At 66.2% G+C, this 19,685-nt stretch carries 19 protein-coding genes; 4 read left to right on the top strand and 15 right to left on the bottom strand.

What is annotated here, in order from left to right; all coding sequences use genetic code 11:
- Positions 1-147: 147 nt before the first annotated feature.
- The 6 genes from rplT to ACWPV3_RS05765 form a co-directional block, all read right to left on the bottom strand.
- The gene (gene rplT, locus ACWPV3_RS05790; protein WP_453977178.1) at positions 148-501 is read right to left on the bottom strand and encodes a 50S ribosomal protein L20; all 354 of its coding nucleotides are present in this window, start codon (positions 499-501) and stop codon (positions 148-150) included.
- Positions 502-607: 106 nt separating this feature from the next.
- Positions 608-805, bottom strand: coding sequence for a 50S ribosomal protein L35 (gene rpmI, locus ACWPV3_RS05785; protein ID WP_292089339.1), 198 nt, complete (start codon positions 803-805; stop codon positions 608-610).
- 163 nt (positions 806-968) lie between these two features.
- Entirely contained in the window at positions 969-2,249 is a 1,281-nt protein-coding gene (locus ACWPV3_RS05780) for an MFS transporter (protein ID WP_453978506.1), read from the bottom strand.
- 34 nt (positions 2,250-2,283) lie between these two features.
- A complete protein-coding gene (locus ACWPV3_RS05775; RefSeq protein ID WP_453977177.1) occupies positions 2,284-4,275 on the bottom strand; it encodes an alpha/beta hydrolase family protein in 1,992 nt (663 codons plus the stop codon).
- A gap of 114 nt (positions 4,276-4,389) precedes the next feature.
- Positions 4,390-4,911 (bottom strand): translation initiation factor IF-3, encoded by a 522-nt coding sequence (gene infC, locus ACWPV3_RS05770; protein ID WP_312736062.1) that lies wholly within the window; start codon positions 4,909-4,911, stop codon positions 4,390-4,392.
- A 126-nt stretch (positions 4,912-5,037) separates the two neighbouring features.
- On the bottom strand, positions 5,038-6,012 hold the full coding sequence (locus tag ACWPV3_RS05765) for a glycosyltransferase family 9 protein (RefSeq protein WP_453977175.1): 975 nt from the start codon (positions 6,010-6,012) through the stop codon (positions 5,038-5,040).
- Positions 6,013-6,205: 193 nt separating this feature from the next.
- Between ACWPV3_RS05765 and ACWPV3_RS05760 the strand changes: the two genes are divergently transcribed.
- Positions 6,206-6,946 (top strand): alpha/beta fold hydrolase, encoded by a 741-nt coding sequence (locus ACWPV3_RS05760; protein ID WP_453977174.1) that lies wholly within the window; start codon positions 6,206-6,208, stop codon positions 6,944-6,946.
- A 137-nt stretch (positions 6,947-7,083) separates the two neighbouring features.
- Here ACWPV3_RS05760 and aguB read toward each other — a convergent pair whose 3' ends face one another.
- From aguB to ACWPV3_RS05730, 6 genes are all read right to left on the bottom strand, one after another.
- Entirely contained in the window at positions 7,084-7,947 is an 864-nt protein-coding gene (gene aguB, locus ACWPV3_RS05755; RefSeq protein ID WP_453977173.1) for an N-carbamoylputrescine amidase, read from the bottom strand.
- The gene (locus ACWPV3_RS05750; RefSeq protein WP_453977172.1) at positions 7,944-8,951 is read right to left on the bottom strand and encodes an agmatine deiminase family protein; all 1,008 of its coding nucleotides are present in this window, start codon (positions 8,949-8,951) and stop codon (positions 7,944-7,946) included. Before ACWPV3_RS05750 ends, aguB begins: the two co-directional genes overlap by 4 nt.
- A 158-nt stretch (positions 8,952-9,109) precedes the next feature.
- Positions 9,110-11,620, bottom strand: a complete 2,511-nt coding sequence (locus tag ACWPV3_RS05745) for a TonB-dependent receptor (protein WP_312736066.1) — start codon at positions 11,618-11,620, stop codon at positions 9,110-9,112.
- Positions 11,621-11,779: 159 nt separating this feature from the next.
- A complete protein-coding gene (locus ACWPV3_RS05740) occupies positions 11,780-13,003 on the bottom strand; it encodes a capsule biosynthesis protein (protein ID WP_453977171.1) in 1,224 nt (407 codons plus the stop codon).
- 443 nt (positions 13,004-13,446) lie between these two features.
- A complete protein-coding gene (locus tag ACWPV3_RS05735; protein WP_453977170.1) occupies positions 13,447-14,169 on the bottom strand; it encodes an OmpA family protein in 723 nt (240 codons plus the stop codon).
- Positions 14,166-14,600 carry an outer membrane beta-barrel protein gene (locus ACWPV3_RS05730; protein ID WP_453977169.1) on the bottom strand — a complete coding sequence of 145 codons (435 nt, stop codon included), beginning with the start codon at positions 14,598-14,600 and terminating at the stop codon, positions 14,166-14,168. Before ACWPV3_RS05730 ends, ACWPV3_RS05735 begins: the two co-directional genes overlap by 4 nt.
- Before the next feature lie 285 nt (positions 14,601-14,885).
- Between ACWPV3_RS05730 and ACWPV3_RS05725 the strand changes: the two genes are divergently transcribed.
- On the top strand, positions 14,886-16,088 hold the full coding sequence (locus ACWPV3_RS05725; protein WP_453977168.1) for an acetyl-CoA C-acyltransferase: 1,203 nt from the start codon (positions 14,886-14,888) through the stop codon (positions 16,086-16,088).
- A 236-nt stretch (positions 16,089-16,324) separates the two neighbouring features.
- Here ACWPV3_RS05725 and ACWPV3_RS05720 read toward each other — a convergent pair whose 3' ends face one another.
- Genes ACWPV3_RS05720 through ACWPV3_RS05710 form a run of 3 tightly spaced genes read right to left on the bottom strand, consistent with a single transcriptional unit; the run spans position 16,325 to position 18,056 of the window.
- A complete protein-coding gene (locus ACWPV3_RS05720) occupies positions 16,325-16,894 on the bottom strand; it encodes a demethoxyubiquinone hydroxylase family protein (protein WP_453977167.1) in 570 nt (189 codons plus the stop codon).
- Between the two features lie 4 nt (positions 16,895-16,898).
- The gene (locus tag ACWPV3_RS05715; RefSeq protein WP_312736451.1) at positions 16,899-17,441 is read right to left on the bottom strand and encodes a disulfide bond formation protein B; all 543 of its coding nucleotides are present in this window, start codon (positions 17,439-17,441) and stop codon (positions 16,899-16,901) included.
- Between the two features lie 39 nt (positions 17,442-17,480).
- Complete coding sequence (locus ACWPV3_RS05710; protein ID WP_312736452.1) at positions 17,481-18,056, bottom strand: YqaA family protein; 576 nt, start codon at positions 18,054-18,056, stop codon at positions 17,481-17,483.
- A 219-nt stretch (positions 18,057-18,275) separates the two neighbouring features.
- Between ACWPV3_RS05710 and hppD the strand changes: the two genes are divergently transcribed.
- On the top strand, positions 18,276-19,382 hold the full coding sequence (gene hppD / locus ACWPV3_RS05705; RefSeq protein ID WP_453977166.1) for a 4-hydroxyphenylpyruvate dioxygenase: 1,107 nt from the start codon (positions 18,276-18,278) through the stop codon (positions 19,380-19,382).
- A complete protein-coding gene (locus ACWPV3_RS05700) occupies positions 19,383-19,568 on the top strand; it encodes a hypothetical protein (RefSeq protein ID WP_292087936.1) in 186 nt (61 codons plus the stop codon).
- Positions 19,569-19,685 lie beyond the last annotated feature (117 nt).

Raw genomic sequence — 19,685 nt, 5'->3', positions numbered from 1 at the left:
CAGCCGCGCGACCGCACCCCTGGCTTCCGGGTTCCTCGCTCCGCTCAGCCCCGGAATGACGAAATTCGGAGGCGACTCAACGCCCCAACGAAAACGCCCGCCCCAGCGAACCGGAGCGGGCGTTGATCTTCGCCGTGACGACCTGGCTTACGCCAGGGCGGTGCGGACCTTGTCGGCGATGGCCTTGAAGCCGGCGCCGTCGGCGGCGATGGCGGCCAGGACCTTGCGGTCCAGTTCGATGCCAGCCTTGTTCAGGCCGTTGATGAACTGGCTGTAGGTGAAGCCTTCCAGACGCGCGGCGGCGTTGATGCGCTGGATCCACAGGGCGCGGAAGTTGCGCTTCTTGGCGCGACGGTCGCGATAGGCGTATTGCCCGGCGCGGTCGACGGCGGCCTTGGCCGTGCGGATCGTATTCTTGCGGCGGCCGGAGAAGCCCTTGGCCTGCTCCAGAACCTTCTTGTGCTTGGCGTGCGAGGTTACGCCACGTTTGACGCGAGCCATTTTTTTATTCCCTTCGGGAAGTCCCTATCGTTCGCCGCGCGGCGGCTCACTGCTTGAGGGACTATGCTGTTCAAATTCGTTGAAAATCGTCTGTTCGCGCCACGCCTTAGGCGTAGGGCATGTAGGACTTGATCTTCTTGGCGTCGGCGTCGGACATGGTCTCGGTGCCGCGGTTCTGGCGGATATATTTCGAGTTGTGGCTGATCAAGCGGTGACGCTTGCCCGCAACGCCCGACTTCACCTTGCCGGATGCAGTGAATTTGAAGCGCTTCTTGGCGCCCGACTTGGTCTTCAGTTTCGGCATTTCAGTCTCCTTTTTGGAGGGGCTACCGTCCCTGGGACTACTTGAGCCCGGCGGGTGGCGTCTCTCCAGAGTTTAAGAACCGCCCAGGCATGCCTGTTCGCCCGACGGTTCGGTACGCGAAGGCGCGGCTTCTACGCGAAGACGCCGCCTAAGGCAAGACGAGTCAGGACGGGGTTTTGACGCCGCCGCCGTTGCGGATCACCCGGCCCGCATTGATCGCCATCACCGCCGCCGGAATCGTCAGCAGGGCCCCGATCAGGAAGGGCCAGTCGTGCCCCAGGCCCGAGAACAGCGCGCCGGCGATCATCGGCCCGAAGATGCGCGCGATGGAGCTCGAAGCCATGTTCAGCCCCAGCATGGCCCCCTGCCGGTCGGGCGGCGAGGCGCGGCTGATCATGGCCGAGATATTGGGCATGGCCAGAGACATGCCGCAGGCCCCCAACGCCATGACCAGGGGAATGATCCAGCCCTGCACCACCGGGACCGTCACGGCGCCGATCTCCAGCCGCACGGCCGGGAACCAGGCGACGGGGGCCAGGACCTGCAGCACCAGCGAGGTTCCGAACAGCAACATCCCCGTCGCCAGCACCCTGGATTCTCCGAACCGCCGCGCGAAACGTCCGGCGAGAAACCCCTGGTTCAGCGTCGAGACGACGCCCACGATCATGAAGCTGAGCCCCACTTCGCGCGCGCCCCACTGATAGCGTTGCTCGGCCCACAGGCCGAACACGCTCTCCATCGCCGAAAACCCGGCCATATAGATCAGGGTCACGACCAGAACCCGCGACACCACGTCATTGTCGCGCGCCGCCTTCAGGCCAGACAGAAAGGCCGGGCGCGGCGCAGCAGGATCGGCCTTGGCCCGGCTCTCGCGCAGGAAGACGATCACCCCCACCGCCGCCAGAGCCGCCAAGGCCGACGCCAGAAAGATCGGCAGCTGATAGCCGATATGGCCCATCTGCGGCTGGGTCAGCAGCCCGCCCAGTCCCGGCCCGACGATGAAGCCCAGGCCGAACGCCGCCCCGATCAGCCCCATCCGCCCGGCCCGCTGCTCGGGCGGCGTCACATCGGCCACATAGCCCTGGACCGTCGAGATATTCCCCGCCCCCAGGCCGGTGAACAGCCGCACCGCAATGGCCAGCCAGATGTTGGGCACGAACGCCAGCATCAGATAGCCCAGCGCATTGGCGACCAGCGTCATCAGCAGCACCGGCTTTCGCCCGATCCGATCCGACAGCCGTCCCCAGAACGGCTCGGCGAAGAACTGCCCCAGCGAATAGGCCGAGAACATCAGGGTGATCTGCCACGCCTCGGCCTTCAGGCTCTGGGCGAAGAACGGCAGCAAAGGCACCACCAGCCCGAACCCGACCAGATTGATGAACACCATCGAGAACAGCACGGCCAGGGCCGAAGCCTGGACCTTGGGAGGCGTGGATTGGAACATCGTCATGCCGCCGATCTAGCGCGACGCTCCGCGACTAGCGAGGCGGATTGTGGGTCTCCAGAAACCGCACGGTCTCGCGCAACATCTGCTGACGGGTGTCGGCGCGGGACATCCAGTGATCTTCGCCCTGAAGTTCGATCAGTTCGGCCCGCTTGCCCGCGCGGCGCATCGCCTCGGCCATGATGCGGCTCTGCTCGATCGGAACCACGGTGTCGTCGCGGCCGTGGATCAGCAGCAGGGGACTGTCGACCGCCTCCGCCAGATAGGCCGGCGACCGGGCGTCCAGGGTGCGGTCGTTCATTCGCGCCGCCCCCATGAACCGGTTCCAATAGCGCACGGTCTGGCTGTCGCGACGCCCTTCCTGACGCCCCTCCCAGTTCACCATGCGGCGCAGGTCGGACACGCCGGCGATGGCGACGCCGCAGCGATAGGCGCCCTTGTCCAACGTCAGCCCGGCCAGAGCGGCGTAGCCCCCGTAACTGGCGCCGACGATGCAGACCCGGCTCGGATCGACGATGTGCTGATCGGCCAGCCAGCGGACGCCGTCGGACAGGTCGGTCTGCATCTTACGCCCCCATTCGCCGTAGCCCGCTTCCAGGAAGGCTCGGCCGTATCCGGTCGATCCGCGGAAATTGGCCTGGAGCACGGCATAGCCGCGCGAGGCCAGCGCCTGCGCCCACCAGTCGAAACCGGCGACGTCGCGCGCAGCCGGCCCGCCGTGGGCCAGGACGATCAGCGGCAGCCTCTCGGGCGTCTCGACGCCGGGCGGCAGGGTCAGATAACCCGCAATCTCCAGCCCGTCCGCGGCGGCGTAACGGATCGGGCGAACCGCGCCGACCTGTTCGGACGGGATCGCGGGATAGGCCTCGGCCAGGATGTCGGCCGTCCGCCGATCGAAATCCACCAGCTGATAGAGGCCGGATTCCCCGATATCGGTGAAGACCAGGACGCGGCTCTGGTCCGCGCTCCACGACATCAGCTGCGGGGCCTTGTCGCCCAGCGCCCGCGTGATCGACCGCCAGCGGCTGGCCGAGACCGGGTCGATGAACTCGTAGCGCATGCCATCCTCCTCCATGCGCGAGGCGCCGACCAGAAGGTGCGTCTCGGGGTGATGCAGCAGGGCGTGAGGATGATGCTCAAACGGCAGCTTGGTCCATTCCCCAGTGTCGACGTTCACCTCGAACAGATTGGTCGCCGTATCGGCGTCGGTGTCCTGAGCCGCCAGGTCCGGCCGGTCCGCGCCGATCACCACCGTGCGCGGCGACCGCCCCAGGCCGTGAAACCGCGGCGTATCGATCGGCGCCTCGACCGACCAGGACTCGCGAAAGACGCGGCCGCCCGGCAGCATCATCGACCACCGGCGCGTGAAGTCGACATAGCGCGAATAGGCGATCACGGCGCCCTCGCCGTCCAGCACATAGTCGTCCGTCTCCAGGGTCATCGACTTGACGGATCGCCCCCGGCCGGAATTCAGATCGATCCTGTACAGATCGACCAGTCCGCTATCGACATTGACGCCCCGCACGAACAGCGCCTCGCCCTGGGCCGTGTTTCGCACCGACGCGGGGCCGTAAAGGACGGACAGGACGCCCTCGGTGCGATCCAGCACCTGGACCAGCTTCCGCGACGCCAGATCCAGCACCATGCCGAAATAGAGTTCGGATCGCGGCACGCCCACGAAGGGGATCGCCCGCGTCTGCGAGGTGACGATCAGCACCCGCCCCTCGCCGATCCATCGCAGATCGCGCACCTTGGTCTCGCCCAGGGTCGAGAGGAACAGATGCTCGCCCGTGTCCATCCGCGTGACCGCGATGGCCCGAGCTTCCTGCGTCACCACGATGCGCGCGATCAGTTCGCCGCTGGGCGACAGTTCCATCAGTTCGACGGTCGGAGAGGCGGCGTAGACCTCTATCGGCGGCGGCTCCTGTTGCGCGGCATGGGCGCTGGCGGCGGAACTCCAGGCGCCGGTCGACAGTGCGACGCACACTACGGCCAGGAGCAATCCCGGCAGACCAAACTTCAGCATGAACGCCCCCAAGGGCGAAACTCAACCCGAAGACACGGACCGACGCAAGCGCCGGATGCAAAAACACCCCGGTCCTGCGACCGGGGCGTTCTGGATTTCAGCGATGGATCGCGATCAGCGCGGGGCCAGGATCATGATCATCTGGCGGCCTTCCATCTTGGGCGCGAACTCGACCTTGGCGACTTCGTCGAAGTCGGCCTGGACCTTGTTCAGCAGCTTCATGCCCAGTTCGGGGTGCGCCATTTCACGACCGCGGAAGCGCAGCGTGACCTTGACCTTGTCGCCCTCGTCGAAGAAGCGGTGCATGGCCTTGGCCTTCACCTCATAGTCGTGGGTGTCGATATTGGGCCGCAGCTTGATTTCCTTCAGCTCGACGACCTTCTGGCGCTTGCGCTGCTCGGCCTTCTTCTTCTGTTCCTGGAAACGGTGCTTGCCGTAATCGAGGATCTTGGCCACCGGCGGCTCGGAGGTGGAGACGATCTCGACCAGATCCAACCCGGCTTCCTCGGCGGCTTCCAGAGCGGCGGAGGTGGGCATGACGCCTTGTTTTTCGCCGTTCTGGTCGATGAGCAGAACGCGAGGGGCGCGGATATCCTGGTTCATACGCGGCCCGTCTTTCACGGGCGGCGCTTGCATGGGACGGCGAATGGGCGTCGTTTCCTTATGTGGTCAGATGAAGCGTGTGTCTTGATGAGCAGAAACGCGCGGCGAGCGCCACGTTCCCCTCAAGGCACGGCAATATGACGCTGGAAGCCCCGTTTTTCAAGGGTTGGCGGGCGTTTCCACGACATAGGCGTCATGAAGCGCCAGCACCGCCTCGAACACGTGATCCACGCTCAAGTCCTCAATGGGCGCGAACTGGCCCCTCGTCTCGTTGGAGGCCGCCGTGCGCGTCCGGGGGCCCCACGGGCCGTACAGCCACCATTCGGTCGGACCGAACAGGCCCAGCGTCGGCCGCCCCAGCGCCGCCGAGACGTGCATCAGCCCCGAATCATTGCCAACGAACAGATCGGCCCGGTCGATGGCGGCGGCCGAGGCCAGAATGTCGCCCTTGCCGACGAAGTCGATCGCCCTCGGCCCGGCGGCTTCCAGCGCAGGCGTCGCCGGCGGCCGGTCGCCCGGCCCGCCCACGGGCATGAAGCGCCAGCCGTCGAAACGCGGCTCGGCCTTCAGCTTCTCGACCAGCGCGCCCCAGCGGTCGGCGGGCCAGCTCTTGCCCGGCTGGTGCGCGATCGGCGCCAAGGCGATGATCGGCCCCGGACCGGCGCCCGCCGCCATCTGCGGATCGATCACGGCGGCGGCCTCGGCCCGCGCCGGATCGTCCAGGAAGATTTCGGGGTCCAGCGGCACGGGCGATCCCATCAGGCGCGACACCATCTCGACCTTGCGCAGGCCCGTCTCCCAGCTGCGGTTATAGATGACGCGCCGTTTCGCCGGGATCAGATAGCCCAGCGCCGAGCCCCGGATGTCGATGACCAGATCCCAGCGCGTGCCGACGACCTGTTTCCACAGATCGAGCCAGTGGCCGGACATCTTCTTCTTGTCCAGGATGATCGTCCGCACCACGCCGGGCGCCGAGCGGAAGAAGGGCGCGGGCGGCCGGCCGCAGGCCACGGTGATCTCGGCCCCCGGAACCTGGCGCGCGATCTCGCGGATCACGCCGGACGAGATGACGCAGTCGCCGATGCGGTTGGAGGTGACGAACAGGACCTGGGGCGACTTTGGGGGCGCGGACACTTCTTCCTCCGTCATCCTCGGGCTTGACCCGAGGATCGGCGGCGCCACGCGACAAGTGCGAGACGCAGGGTTACGGCCGGGACCGCCTTCAACCGTCCGTGTGCGTCACGCCCGATCCTCGGGTCAAGCCCGAGGATGACGCACAGGGGAACATCTGGATGACGAACGATAAAAGTCGGGGCACAACACCGCCATGACCGACATCCAGCATCTGTCCCGCCCCGACGGCGAAACCCTGGCTCTCAAGCGCGTCGAGGGCGACGGCCCGACCGTGATCTGGGTCGGCGGTTTCCGCTCGGACATGGAGGGGACCAAGGCCCTGGCGCTGGACGCCGCCGCACGCGAACGCGGCTGGAGCTTCGTCCGCTACGATCATTTCGCCCACGGCCGCTCCTCCGGCGACTGGCGCCAGGCCACCATCGGCCGCTGGCGCGAGGACGCCATCGCCCTGATCGACAGCCTGTCCGGCCCCGTCATTCCGGTCGGCTCGTCCATGGGCGGCTGGGTGTCGCTGTTGGCGACCCTGGCGCGGCCCGAGCGGATCAAGGGACTGGTTCTGGTCAATCCGGCCCAGGACTTCACCGAGCGGCTTATGTGGCCGGGTCTGGCCGATCACGAGCGCCAGGCCCTCCTGCGCGAGGGCGAGACCCTGATCGTCGAGGAAGGCCTCGGCGAATACGTCCTGACCCGCCGGATGTTCGAGGAGGCGAAGGACTGGCTGCTGTTGGACGGGGCGATCCCGATCACCGCCCCCGTCCACATCCTGCAGGGCCGCGCCGACGACGTGGTGCCCTGGCGTCATCAGATCGAACTGGTCGAACGCCTGACCGGCGGCGACGCGCGCCTGGACCTGATCGAAGGCGGCGACCACCGCCTGTCCACCCCCGCCGACCTCGACCGGCTGGTCGCGGCGGTGGAGGCGATGCGCCCCTGACGCCGCTCATCCCCGCGAAGGCGGGGACCCAGCGCTTTGGGCGCTCCTCTGCCTCAAGCTCACGCCGAAGCCGATCCAACGCAGGGTGATGCGTAAAGACCTGGGTCCCCGCCTTCGCGGGGATGAGCGGGTTGTTTTCAACCCTTGCCCGTCAGCGCCCCATACAGATCCGTGCGCCGATCCCGGAAGAAGCCCCAGGCCGCGCGGTATTTGTCCAGCGCGTCCAGGTCGAAGGCGTGGACCAACACCCCCTCCTCCTCGGCGCCCAGTTGCTCGACCAGTTCGCCCTGCTGGTCGGCGATGAAGGAATGGCCGTAGAAGGTCTGGCCGACCTCGGTCACGCGCTCATGACCGATCCGGTTGGCGCCGACCACCGGCACGGCGTTGGACACCGCATGGCCCTGCATGGCGCGGCGCCACGGTTGGGCGGTGTGCAGGCTCGCGTCGTGCGGCTCGGTGCCGATGGCGGTCGGATACATCAGGACGTCGGCGCCCATCAGCATCATCGCCCGCGCGCATTCCGGGAACCACTGGTCCCAGCAGATGCCGACCCCGACCTTGCCGAACCGGGTCTTCCAGACCTTGAAGCCGGTGTCGCCCGGTCGAAAATAGTATTTCTCCTGATAGCCGGGGCCGTCGGGAATATGGCTCTTCCTATAGACGCCCAGCGCCTCGCCGTCCGCGTCCAGCATGACTAGCGAGTTATAGTATTGCGGCCCGTCCTTCTCGAAGATGGACACGGGAATGGCCACGCCCAGCTCTTTCGCCACCTCGGACATCGCCGTCACACACGGATGCTCGCGCCATTCATAGGCGTGGCTGAACCAATGCTCCTCCTGCGACACGCAGAAATACGGCCCCTGGAACAGTTCCGACGGCAGGATCACCTGCGCGCCCTGCCCCGCCGCCTCGCGCACGAAAGCGATGGTCTTGTCGATGTTCGCCTGCATGTCCTCGCCATACGAGGTCTGGATGCCGGCGACGGTGATGGTGCGGGTCATGCGGGCTCCTGCTGGGAGATGCAGTGGAACGAGCCGCCGCCGGTCAGGATGGCGTTGGAGGGCAGCGGAATGATTTCACGGTCGGGGAAGGCCTCCTTCAACGCCTGACAGGCCATGTCGGCCGCACGCGCGTCGCCATAGGTCGGCACGATCACAGCGCCATTGGCGATCAGGAAGTTCATGTGGCTGGCCGGGATCGGGCGTTCGTCCTCGTCCAGCACCAGGCCGGGCGACAGAATACGCACGACCTTCAACCTTCTTCCGGCGGCGTCCGTGACGGCCGCCAGATCGCGCGCCGTGGCGTCATAGACCTCGGCGTTCGGGTCGTTGCGTCCCCAGGCGATGGGGCAGGCCACGACGCCCGGCGCGACGAAACGGGCCAGGTTGTCGACATGACCGTCTGTGTGGTCGTTCAACAGGCCGTCGCCCAGCCACACCACCACCTTGGCCCCGACGGCCTTCTCCAAGGCGGCGGCGGCGACGGCCTCGTCCTGGTTCCAGGCCGGGTTGCGGTTGGGGTTCAACAGGCATTGGCGCGTGGTCAGGACCGTTCCTTCCCCGTCGTGATCCAGCGACCCGCCCTCCATGACGAAGTCGTTCCAGGTCAGGGCCACGCCCGCGTGCGCGCCGATCTGGTCCGCCACCAGTTCGTCGCCCGGCATGTCGTACTTGCCGCCCCAGCCGTTGAACTCGAAGGCGGCCGCCGTCTTCGACCCCGCGCCGAAGATCGGGCCGGTGTCGCGCAGCCAGACATCGCCGAACGTGCCCGCGACGACCTCGACGTTCTCGACCCCGGCGAACCGCGCCCGGGCGTCCGCCAGCGCCGCCTGCCCGCCGACCATCAGCTTGACCTGTTCGCGCCCCGGCCCGGCCAGCGCCCGCACCAACCCTTCGACCTCGTCACGGGCCTGGTCGAGATGGTCGAACCAGTATTCGCCGTGCGTCGGCCAACCCACCCACATGGCGCGATGCGGAGCCCATTCGGCGGGGATGGCGGCGGTCATCGGCGAACTGTCCTGTCTGTGCGGCCCAAGGCGTCCGCAGGCGAAACGCGAGCCGCGCCATATGGCCCCAAGCGCCCCCGACTTCAACGCCCGGCGCCCCCAAAGAAAAAGGGCGGCCCGCGAACGGACCGCCCTTCGTCATCGTTCTGACGCAGGCCTTAGAAGGCGTAACGCAGAGTCGCCATCATGGTGCGCGGCGCGCCGACGCCGGCGAACGGACGGCTGTAGCCCAGCTGACCAGGCGTCGCCGAAGCGCGGGTGCCCAGCGTGCTGTAGTACTTTTCGTCGAACAGGTTGGTGACGTTGAACTGCAGGTAGGTGCCTGCGAAGCCCAGCGACGAGAAGTCGAAGCGGGCGTCCAGATCGACAACGGTGTAGGCATCGGTCTTCAGATCGTTGACGTCGGTGACCCAACGCTCGCCGGTGTACTTGCCCTGGATGCCGGCGGTGAACACCTCGTTGAACTGGTACGAGGCCCGCAGCGAGTACATCTGGTCCGGGGTTTCGACCTGCTTCTTACCCTTGGTCGGCAGGCGGTTGCCGGCGCGGTCATAGACGTAGTCGTCTTGCAGTTCGCTATCCAGGAACGAAGCCGAACCATAGAGGCTCAGCGCCTGGATCGGCGACCAGCCGACCGAGATTTCGACACCCTTGGACTTCACCGAACCCACGTTGCGGTCGACGAACTGGTCCAGGTCAGGCTCGTAGGTGCTGACGATCCGGTTGTCGAACTGGTTGAAGAAGCCCGAAGCCTGGGCGATCAGCGTGCCCGTCACATAGCGATAGCCGAAGTCGATGTTCTTGGACGTTTCCGGTTGAACCGTCGGATTGCCGATGGAGCCGTCGGCCAGACGCGTAGCGGCGTACAGGCTGTCCGTGCGCGGCGCCGACAGCGATTCCGAGTAGCTGGCGTAAACCGACTGGGCGCCGCCGAACTTGTAGGTCGCGCCGATGTTGGGCAGCACGTCGTCGAACTTCACCGTACGCTGATACGGCGCGATATAGTTGGCGCTACGACCAGCGAAGGTGACGTTGCCGTTGGCCAGAGTCGCGTTGGGCGTTTCCGAAGTGCAAAGCACGTTCGAGGAGGCGTTCTGGGTATAGCAGAACTGGTTCAGCTCGCGCTTGAAGAAGGGTGCACGGACGCCGATGTTCAGCGTCAGCGCCTCGTCCAGGAAGCGACCGATGTATTCCAACGAGAACTGGTTCAGCTCGGCATAGGACAGACGGTCGCGCGAACGCAGGGCGTAGCCGTCCAGGTTGACGACGCGATTGCCTTCTTCCTTCAGGCCGCCGAACTCGTCCACGAAACGCGGGCTGGTCGGATCCGAGAAGTCGATGCGGCCGAACAGACCAGTCTGACGGTGGCGTCCCCAGTCCAGAGCGTAAGCGGCGCGCAGGCGGTGATGAGCGTTGATATCCCAGATCAGCGAGCTGTTGACCGTGTAGCGCTGGGTATGGGTGTTGGACGGCGACATGACACGCACGCGATCCAGGATGTCGCCGTCGCCGTTCAGGTCGACGCCGCCGGTCGTGCGGGTGCCGCGCAGCAGCGCGTCGTTTTCAGCCAGGACGGTCTGTTGCGAACCACCGTTGGCCAGGGTGTAGGAGAACGAGGGGTCGATCGTCAGGATCAGGCCCTGCGCCAGCGTAAAGCGCGACTGACCGCGGATGTTGCCCGTATCGGACGGGTTGATGCGCAGCCCCCAGTAGTTGGCGCTGTTGCTGTCGACGTCGGCGACGTTCGGACGAACGGTCGGCGCGGTGTAGGCGCGGTCGAAATCGACGCCCCAGCCGAAGGGGCTGGTCTCGACATCGCTGACGCAGACCTGAGTGCGCGCCACGTCGCAGAAGCCCGTCGCCGTCGCCAGGTTCGGCCCGTTGTAGTTGTTGTTGCGGTTCTCGTTCCAGTGCGCGGCCAGCGACAGGAAGTCGCCGTTGTCACGCAGGGGCTGATAGATCCGGGCGTTGTACTGGGTTTTCTCCAGTTGGCCGAGACCCTTGAACTTGTCGTATTCCTGGTGCGAAACGGCGAACCAGGCCGAAGTTCCCCACGGGCCGACCGCGCCGGTGTCGATCAGACCCATGATGCGGTTGTAGCTGAAGTCGCCCAGCGAACCTTGCAGCCAGCCGCCGAAGTCCTTGGCGGGACGGCGCGTGACATAGTTGATGGTGCCGCCGGTGGCCGATGCGGTGGGGCTGTCGACATCGGTCGAGCCGGTGTTGATCGACGCGCGTTCGATCAGTTCCGGGTCCAGTTGCTGGTTGGTGTAGGTGGCGTAGTTGCCGGTATCGTTCAGCGGAATGCCGTCGAACGTCAGCGACACGCGGTTGCCGTCGAAGCCGCGCAGACGAATGTTGCCGCCCGACGAGCCGTAGGGGTCGGCGTTGGTGAAGCTGAGGCCAGGCGTCAGGTTCAGCGTCTGCAGGATGGTTTGGCCAGCGGACTGGGTGGCGATGAACTGTTGACCAATGGTGTTACGCGTCTTGGCGACAGTTTCAGCCGTGGCCAGACCTTCGATGGTGCGTTGACCCCGGACGCCGGTGACGACGACTTCACCGACTTCGGTCGCTTCCGTGCCGGTCGACTGGGCCGAGGCGGCGCCGGCGAACACGAGCGAACTCGCGAGAGCGGTGGTCGCCCAGATCAGGCGGTTGCGGTTGGTCATTGCATCTATCCCCAGATGGAAGGCGTGAAGGCGGCAGGCGTGAGTCGCCTGCCTCGATGCCGCCCCCTCTAAGGCCAATGTCGGAACGTCGGGCGACAGTTATATGACACTGATATGACAGAGCGGAGGGGTGGTGCCGGCGCCACACCCCATCGCGGGTCAATCCTCGGATCGTTCGAACACCGATACGACGCCTGCGGCCGTCCGGGCGATGGCCCTCGGCTCGTGGAAATTGCCGTTGACCTGGCTCTGGGCGATCACATGGGCGCGGAATCGGTGGAACAGGGCGGCGTCCGGCGCCTGCGGATTGCGCCAGAAGTCGTCGATATCCTGCTGATCCGTGAGACCTTCGAAATCGAAGAAGGCGTCGCCCAGCACCTTGACCGGCGTATGGAACCCCAGGGCGGAAAGCGCAGCGCTTGAGTTGTTCACGATCATGCCGCGCGAGGCGCGACACAACTGGGCCAGATTGCCGCCGTCGATGAAGTCGACGCGCCCCTCGACGCCCCGCTCGACCGCCAGACGGCGCGTCACGGCCTGAAGATCGACCAGACCCGGATCCAGCGGATGGTTCTTGACCACCAACCGGTCGCCGGCTTGGGCATGCCGGGCGAAACTGCTTATGACCGCTGCAAGGAAGGCCGTATTGTCGGCATAGCGCGAATATCGCAGCAGCTGGGCGTCGCCCTCGCGTTGGAGACAGGCGATGAAAAAGGGGCCGCGCGGGGCGATGGCGGCGACATCGCAATCTGCGCGAGACCTAAGCGACAGCGCCAGATAGCGACGGATATGGCCCAGACACTGCCGCAACGGCGAGGCGGTATAGTAGTTGACGTAGTTCGGAAACAGGAACCCGCCTAGACCCTGCGCCAGATGATAGGCGCTGATGTTCACGACATGGTGCGGCAAAATCTTGCCGACCGGCGTCGGCTCGATCAGGCGAGGCGCAGGCGCCGGATAACCCTGTGCGAAACGCGGCAGGGCGCTGGAGCCGTTCACGCCGTTGCGCTCGACCGTGATCCAGTCGGGCCGGAAATAGCCGTTCTCCAGCACCCAGATCCGCACACCCATCGCCTCGCCGGCGGCTACGACCGCGCGATTGTAGGGACCGCCCTCGCCGAACAGAACCACGTCGGTGAAGCCCTGCGCGACGTCCGGCAGGCGCGAGGCCCACGCCTGGGCGTCGCCCTTGAACACGATGGCGCCCCGACGTCGCCAGGAGACGGCGTCGCCGGCGTTGAAGATCATCCGGGCGACTTCGGCGCCTCTGGATTCGAGCACCGCCGCCAAGGCGCTGGCGAAAGGACCGAAGGGCGCGGTGACGATCAGAAAACGTCGTCCGGAAAGCGCCGCCCCGCTACGGCGGAACGGAGCGTCCAGCACGATTGAGCGGCGCGGCTCCGCAACGGCCGGCGTTCGTAGGCGGAGGGGCGCGCTCGCACCCAGGACGTTCTCGGCGCGCAGGCGATAACGTCGACGGCGACGCCCTTGGAACGCTTTGGAGGACTGACGCAGATCGACCACTAGGACCGCTCCCGGCGCGGCCGCGCCAGCGACGGCGCGGCCGCATCGCCGATGCAATCAGAACGTTTGAAAGATCGGATCATTTGCCCCCTATGTCGCGCGCGACATATTTGTAATCAATCGAAAAACACCGTCCGAAGACAGGCCTGTCGTCGAGTGATGCAGATTGAAGACACCCCTCCAAAACAAAGCAAAGCCGCCCCGTGTCCCTTTCGAGAACGGGACGGCCCGCTGGTCTTGCAACGTCATGACGCATCGATTTCCGGCCCGGATTTTTGCTCCGGGCCGGGTTTCGCTTGGTCTTAGAAGTTGATGTCGATGGTCGCGCGACGGTTGAGCGGTTCGCGCACGCCGTCGGCGGTGGGCTTGGCCAGGTTGGTCTCGCCCTTGCCGTCCAGGGCGATCACGCCGCCGTTGACGCCTTGAGCCACCAGGGCGTCCGCGACGGTGCGCGAACGACGGTTGGACAGACCCAGGTTATAGGCGGCCGAACCCGAGGTGTCGGTGTAGCCGACGACCAGAACGCGGGTCGGAGCGCCCGACTTGGCGTAGTTGGCGGCCTGCGTCACCACCGAACGGGCTTCAGCCGTCAGGTCCGAGCGATCCCAGTCGAAGTAGACCACGAACTGACGCGCGGTTGGCTTCTGCACCACCGGCGGGGGCGGCGGGGGAGGCGGCGGCGGGGGCGGAGGCGGAGGCGGCGGGGGCGGAGGCGGCGGCGGCGGCGCGTCTTCGGCGCCGAAGCTGTAGCGCAGACCCAGGGTCACGGTGTGCGACTGGTCGTAATCGCCGTCCCAGGTGCCGTTGGTGGTGGCGCCCGGACCCGTGCCGACCGTGGTCGAATCCCACGAGGCGTCGCCCGTCAGATAGCGGTAGGTCAGGTCGATGTTGGCGCGGTCGCCGATGGCCCAGGCCAGACCGGCGATCGCCTGGGCGGCGAACTTGGTCGAGCTGTCGTCGGCGGTGAAGGTCGCGCCGCGGTTGGCGCGCAGGTTGCCGACCGTATCCGTCTTGACGTGGTTCACGCGGCGCCCAGGCCGACAAACGGACGGATGCCCCAGGCTTCATAGCCGAAGTCGTAGATGACATTGGCCATCAGCGTCATCGACTCGATGTCGCCTTCCGGCGAATAGCAAGGGCCGGTGGTAAGCGTCAGGTTGCACAGGCCCTGCGTGCCGGAAACGGCGCGCACGGTGCCGATGTCGCCCGAGCGGTAGCCGCCTTCCAGTTCGACGCGCCAGTTCGGGTTGAAGCGATACAGGCGCGCAAAGGCGGCCCAGCCGTTGTTCACTTCATAGTTCCAGTTCGCGCCCGTCGTCGACGACTCGGCGTTGATCTTGTCGATCCACTGATAGTAAGCGTCAACCGCGCCGTACCAGCCGTTCGGTTCCGCCGACGCCGCGCCAGCTGCGAACAGCCCGGCGGTCGCGACGGAAGCTAGAAGCAAGTTCTTCATATGCATCCTCACTCGAATAAGATTTGCCCGAAGCCGAGCTGTTGCACGGCGTTCCCGAGCCGAACGGTGTCGGCAGGGGGCGGTTCCCGCTTATAGCGACGATTGTGGCGACTGTGGCGCCGTTCCAACACATTATTCGGCCCGGAACGAGAAAATGACCCCCTATCGGCGCTTTTTCCGCCTTCCTTGGCCGCTTGCCTTGACGCGGGGTGAGGCGCCTAAAGTCCCTTTGCAAAGTCACACAGCCGCGCCGCAGCGAAACGGCGTGGAAAGGAAGGAAGCACCATGCGCGAAGCCGTCATCGTCTCCACCGCCCGCACGCCCATCGGCCGCGCCTATCGCGGGTCCTTCAACGACACCCAGGCGCAACAGCTGGGCGCCCACGCCGTTCGTCACGCCGTCCAGCGCGCCGGGGTCGATCCGGCCGAGATCGAGGACGTGGTCATGGGGGCCGCCCTTCAACAGGGTTCGACCGGCACGAACGTCGCGCGCCAGATCGCCTTGGCCGCCGGCCTGCCCGCCTCCGTTCCCGGCATGAGCCTGGACCGCCAGTGCGCCTCCGGGCTGATGGGGATCGCCACGGCGGCCAAACAGGTGATCTTCGATCAGCAGAAGATGGCCGTCGGCGGCGGGCTGGAGTCGATCTCTCTGGTCCAGAACCAACATATGAACCTTTACCGCATGAAGGACGAGGCGCTGCTGAAGCTGGCGCCGCACATCTATATGTCGATGCTGGAGACGGCCGAGGTCGTCGCCCGTCGCTATGGGATCAGCCGCGACGCCCAGGACGAATACGCCTTCCAGTCCCAGCAGCGCACGGCCGCCGCCCAGGAGGCCGGACGGTTCGACGCCGAGATCGTGCCGATGACGACCTCCATGCTGGTGATGGACAAGGCCACCGGCCAGACCTCGTCGAAGGAAACCACCCTGTCCAAGGACGAAGGCAATCGTCCCGACACCACCCTGGAGGGTCTGAAGGCGCTGAAGCCCGTCTTCGGCGGCGGCGAGGAGATTCAACAGGGAGAGTTCATCACCGCCGGCAATGCGTCCCAGCTGTCGGACGGCGCCTCGGCCTGCATCGTCATGGAGGCCGGAGAGGCGGTCAAGCGGAACCTGCAGCCACTGGGCGCCTATCGCGGCATGGCGGTCGCCGGCTGCGAACCGGACGAGATGGGCATCGGCCCGGTCTACGCCGTGCCCAAGCTGCTGAAGCGCCACGGCCTGACCATCGACGACATCGGCATCTGGGAGCTGAACGAAGCCTTCGCGGTCCAGGTCCTGTACTGCCGCGACACCCTGGGCATTCCCGACGACCGGCTGAACGTCTCGGGCGGCGCCATCTCCATCGGCCACCCCTACGGCATGTCCGGCGCCCGCATGACCGGCCACGTCCTGATCGAGGGCAAGCGGCGCGGCGCTAAATACGGCGTCGTCACCATGTGCATCGGCGGCGGCATGGGCGCGGCCGGGCTGTTCGAAATCTTCTGAGATCGCCCGAAAGCCGCGCCCACATCAAACAAAGCTTCGAAACGCCAGCGTTTCGAAGCGGCGCGGCCGGGCCGGTCGAAATCTACTGAGAACACCCGAAAGCCGTGCCATCCAACCCCGTCATCCTCGGGCTTGCCCCGAGGATCGGATGCGGATCGGGCTGTGCGTCGCTCTTTTCGCAAGGCGGCGGACCATCCGGCCCTCGGGTCAAGCCCGAGGGTAACGGTTGGAAAACGTCAAACCTTCTCGCTGACCTTGATCGCCACCCGACATCCCGCCTTGATCACGCTGGACAGCAGGCGATAGGCAGGGGCCTCGCGGCTGCCGTGTTCGATGGCGTGGTCGTGGTGCGCCAGTTCCTCTTCGCGGAACTGCTTCAGTTCGGCGGCCAGGTCCGGGTCACGGTCGCCGATCTCGGCGATCTGGTCGGCATAGTGTTTCTCGATCACGCTCTCGACCGCCTCGGTGCAGGCGTGGGCCGCTTTCTCGCCCATCAGGGCCGTGCCGGTGCCCAGGGCCGAGGCCGCCAGACGCCACAAGGGCGTCATGACGGTGGGCCGCACCCGACGCTCGTTCAGCAGACGGTTGAACCGGTCCAGGTGCACGGCCTCCTGGTCCTGCATTTCCGACAGGTCGCGCACCATTTCGCCATGCGCCTTTCGACCCTCGAACACCGCCTTCTGAGCGCGATAGATCAGGACGGCGGCGTATTCGCCGGCGTGATCGACCCGCAGGATTTCGTCCATCCGGGCCTTGTCGGCGCCGGCGCCGGGGCGTGGCAGGGGAATGTGGGCGGCGTCGCTCATCGGCTCAGGCCTTTTCGATCCGGGGCGCGCGGGCGTCCTTGGGGCGTTTCGCGGCCAACAGGCTGAACACCGCCAGCGCCGCCGAGATCACGGCGTTCCATCCGGCCATGGACAGGCCCCAGCGCCAAGCCACGTCGCCGCAGCCGATGACCTTGACGGCCGGCCCCGTGCCCAGGGCCAGGGCCGTCAGACTGTCCAGATCGACCTTGCCGCCGACCGAGGCACAGGTCGCCGGCAGCGCCCACCAGCCGTATTCACCGCCCATGTGGAAGACAGCCGTGACGGCTCCCGTGGCGAAGACCGCCGCCAGCAGGAAGGAGGCGATCCGGGGCGTGCCCCGCCGTCCGCCGCTGAACAGGGTCCAGCCCGTCGCCAGCGCCGCCACCACGACGGCGCCCCAATAGACCTCGCGTTGTTTCAGGCAAAGATTGCACGGCGCCAGGCCGCCGAACCGCTCGAACGCATGGGCCGCGCCCAGCATGGCCAGCGACGCGGCCAGGGCGAAGGCGGTCCACCAGCGGGTGAGAAGGCGATAGAGGTCTCTCATCGTATCCCGGTCATACTCCGCCGCCGGCCCGCCGTCGACTTACAGAAGCTTCAGCAGAATAAAGCCGCCGATCAGCAGCGCCACGCCGATCCCGAACGACAGGGCCAGGCGCTGCTCGACGACTTTCAGCATGGGCGGCCCCCATGTCTTCAGGATCCAGGCCTCCAGGAAGAAGCGTCCGGACCGGGTGATCGCCACCGCCAGGACGAACAGGCCCAGATGAAAATGCGCCAGCCCCGCCGCCACCGTCACCAGCTTGAACGGCACCGGCGTCAGCCCCTTGGCCAGGATGACCAGAAAGCCGTTCGAGGCGAACCAGGACTGATAGACGGCCATGTCCATGCCGTGGCCGAAAATCTCCAGCAACCGCACCGCCAACGGCTCCAGGAAGATCCCGATCGCATAGCCGAAAAGCGCGCCCATCAGAGAGGCGATGGAACAGACCGCCGCATAGCGATAGGCGCGCTCTGGTCGAGACAGGATCATCGGGGCCAGCATCACGTCCGGCGGAATGGGAAAGAACGAGGCCTCAGCGAAGGACACCGCCGCCATGGTCCGCTCCGCATAGGGCTTGCGCGCCTGTTCGAAGACCCAGTCGTAAAGCTTGCGCAGCATGGTGATCCCTGTCGCCGTCTCCCTGCCCCTAGCAACGCCCGCCCGCCGCGTCACGGCGTCCCAACGCCTCAGCTTGCTTTTTGAGCTTAGACTTCCGGGGCGGGTCATCACGTCCCCGTGGCTTCGTCTTGGCTCCGTCGCCTTCCACGACTAGGTTCCGCGCCAATCGGCGGCCCCTATCGGTTAAGTCCGCCTCAAAATCCGTGCGGGAGACGCGCCATGAACGACATGACCCAGGACCAGCCGACGGCCCAACAGATCGACCAGGAAAACCCCCTCGGCGTCGACGGCTTCGAATTCGTCGAATTCACCGGCCCGGAGCCCGAGGCCATGATTTCGCGTCTGGAGACGATGGGCTTCACCCAGACCCATGTGAATCCGACGACCGACGTGGTGCGCCTGAAGCAGGGCGACATCACCATGCTGGTTCACCGTTCGCCCCAGGGCCAGGCGGCGGACTTCGCCCGTGATCACGGGCCCTCAGCCAACGGCATGGCCTTCCGCGTCGCCGACGCCAAGGCCGCCTTCGAGGGCGCCCTGGCGCGCGGGGCGGTCAAGGCCGAAGGCGCGGCCGGCGGCGCCCTGGGCCAGGACTATCCCTATATCCTGCAAGGCATCGGCGGCTCGCTGCTCTATGTCATCGACCAGTACGGCGAGACCGGCTCTCTCTACGACAGCTGGGACGAGATCGAGGGCTGGGAAGAGGTTGAGCGCAAGAACTCGGTCGGGCTGGAGGTGCTGGACCACCTGACCCACAACGTCCGTCGCGGCCAGATGCGCACCTGGTCCGGCTTCTACAACTCGATCTTCAACTTCGAGGAGCAGAAGTATTTCGACATCAAGGGCAAGGCGACCGGCCTGTTCTCCCAGGCCATGATCGCGCCCGACCGCGCCATCCGCATCCCGCTGAACGAAAGCCAGGACGAAAACTCCCAGATCGAGGAGTTCATCCGGCGCTACAACGGCGAAGGCATCCAGCACATCGCCCTGACGACCGAGAACATCTTCGAGACGGTCGAGGCCATGCGCGAACGCGGCGTGGACTTCCAGGACACCATCGAGACCTATTTCGAACTGATCGACAAACGCCTGCCCAACCACGGCGAGGACGTGGAACGGATGCGCAAGAACCGCATCCTGATCGACGGCTCGGACGAAGAGGGCCTGCTGCTGCAGATCTTCACCCAGGACACATTCGGCCCGATCTTCTTCGAGATCATCCAGCGCAAGGGCAACGAGGGCTTCGGCAACGGCAACTTCCAGGCCCTGTTCGACTCCATCGAACTGGACCAGATCCGTCGCGGCGTCATCAAGGTCGACGCCTGAATGCGGCTGCGTCCGCCGACATGGCTGCCCTGGCTCGGCCCGGTCCTCGCGGCCGGCGCCGGGGCCCTGGCGGGCGAATACTGGCTGGGAGGCGGGTTCTGGGTGGTGCTGTTCGCCGCCCTGATCTGCGGCTTCGCGCCGATCATCGGCTATCAGGTGTGGAAGCGGCTGCACCACCGAGGGTGAAGTCCCCCTCCCTGCTTCGTCATTCTCGGGCACGGCCCGGGAATGACGGGCGAAAGACGCCTCGATTCAGATTCTCGACCCGATCGACCTGACACGCGCGCGCGTCGGGCTACAATG

The organism is Brevundimonas sp. Marseille-Q4549, from assembly GCF_976940555.1.
The sequence above is the reverse complement of the archived record's forward strand: the minus strand, read 5'-3'. Positions and strand labels throughout refer to the sequence as shown.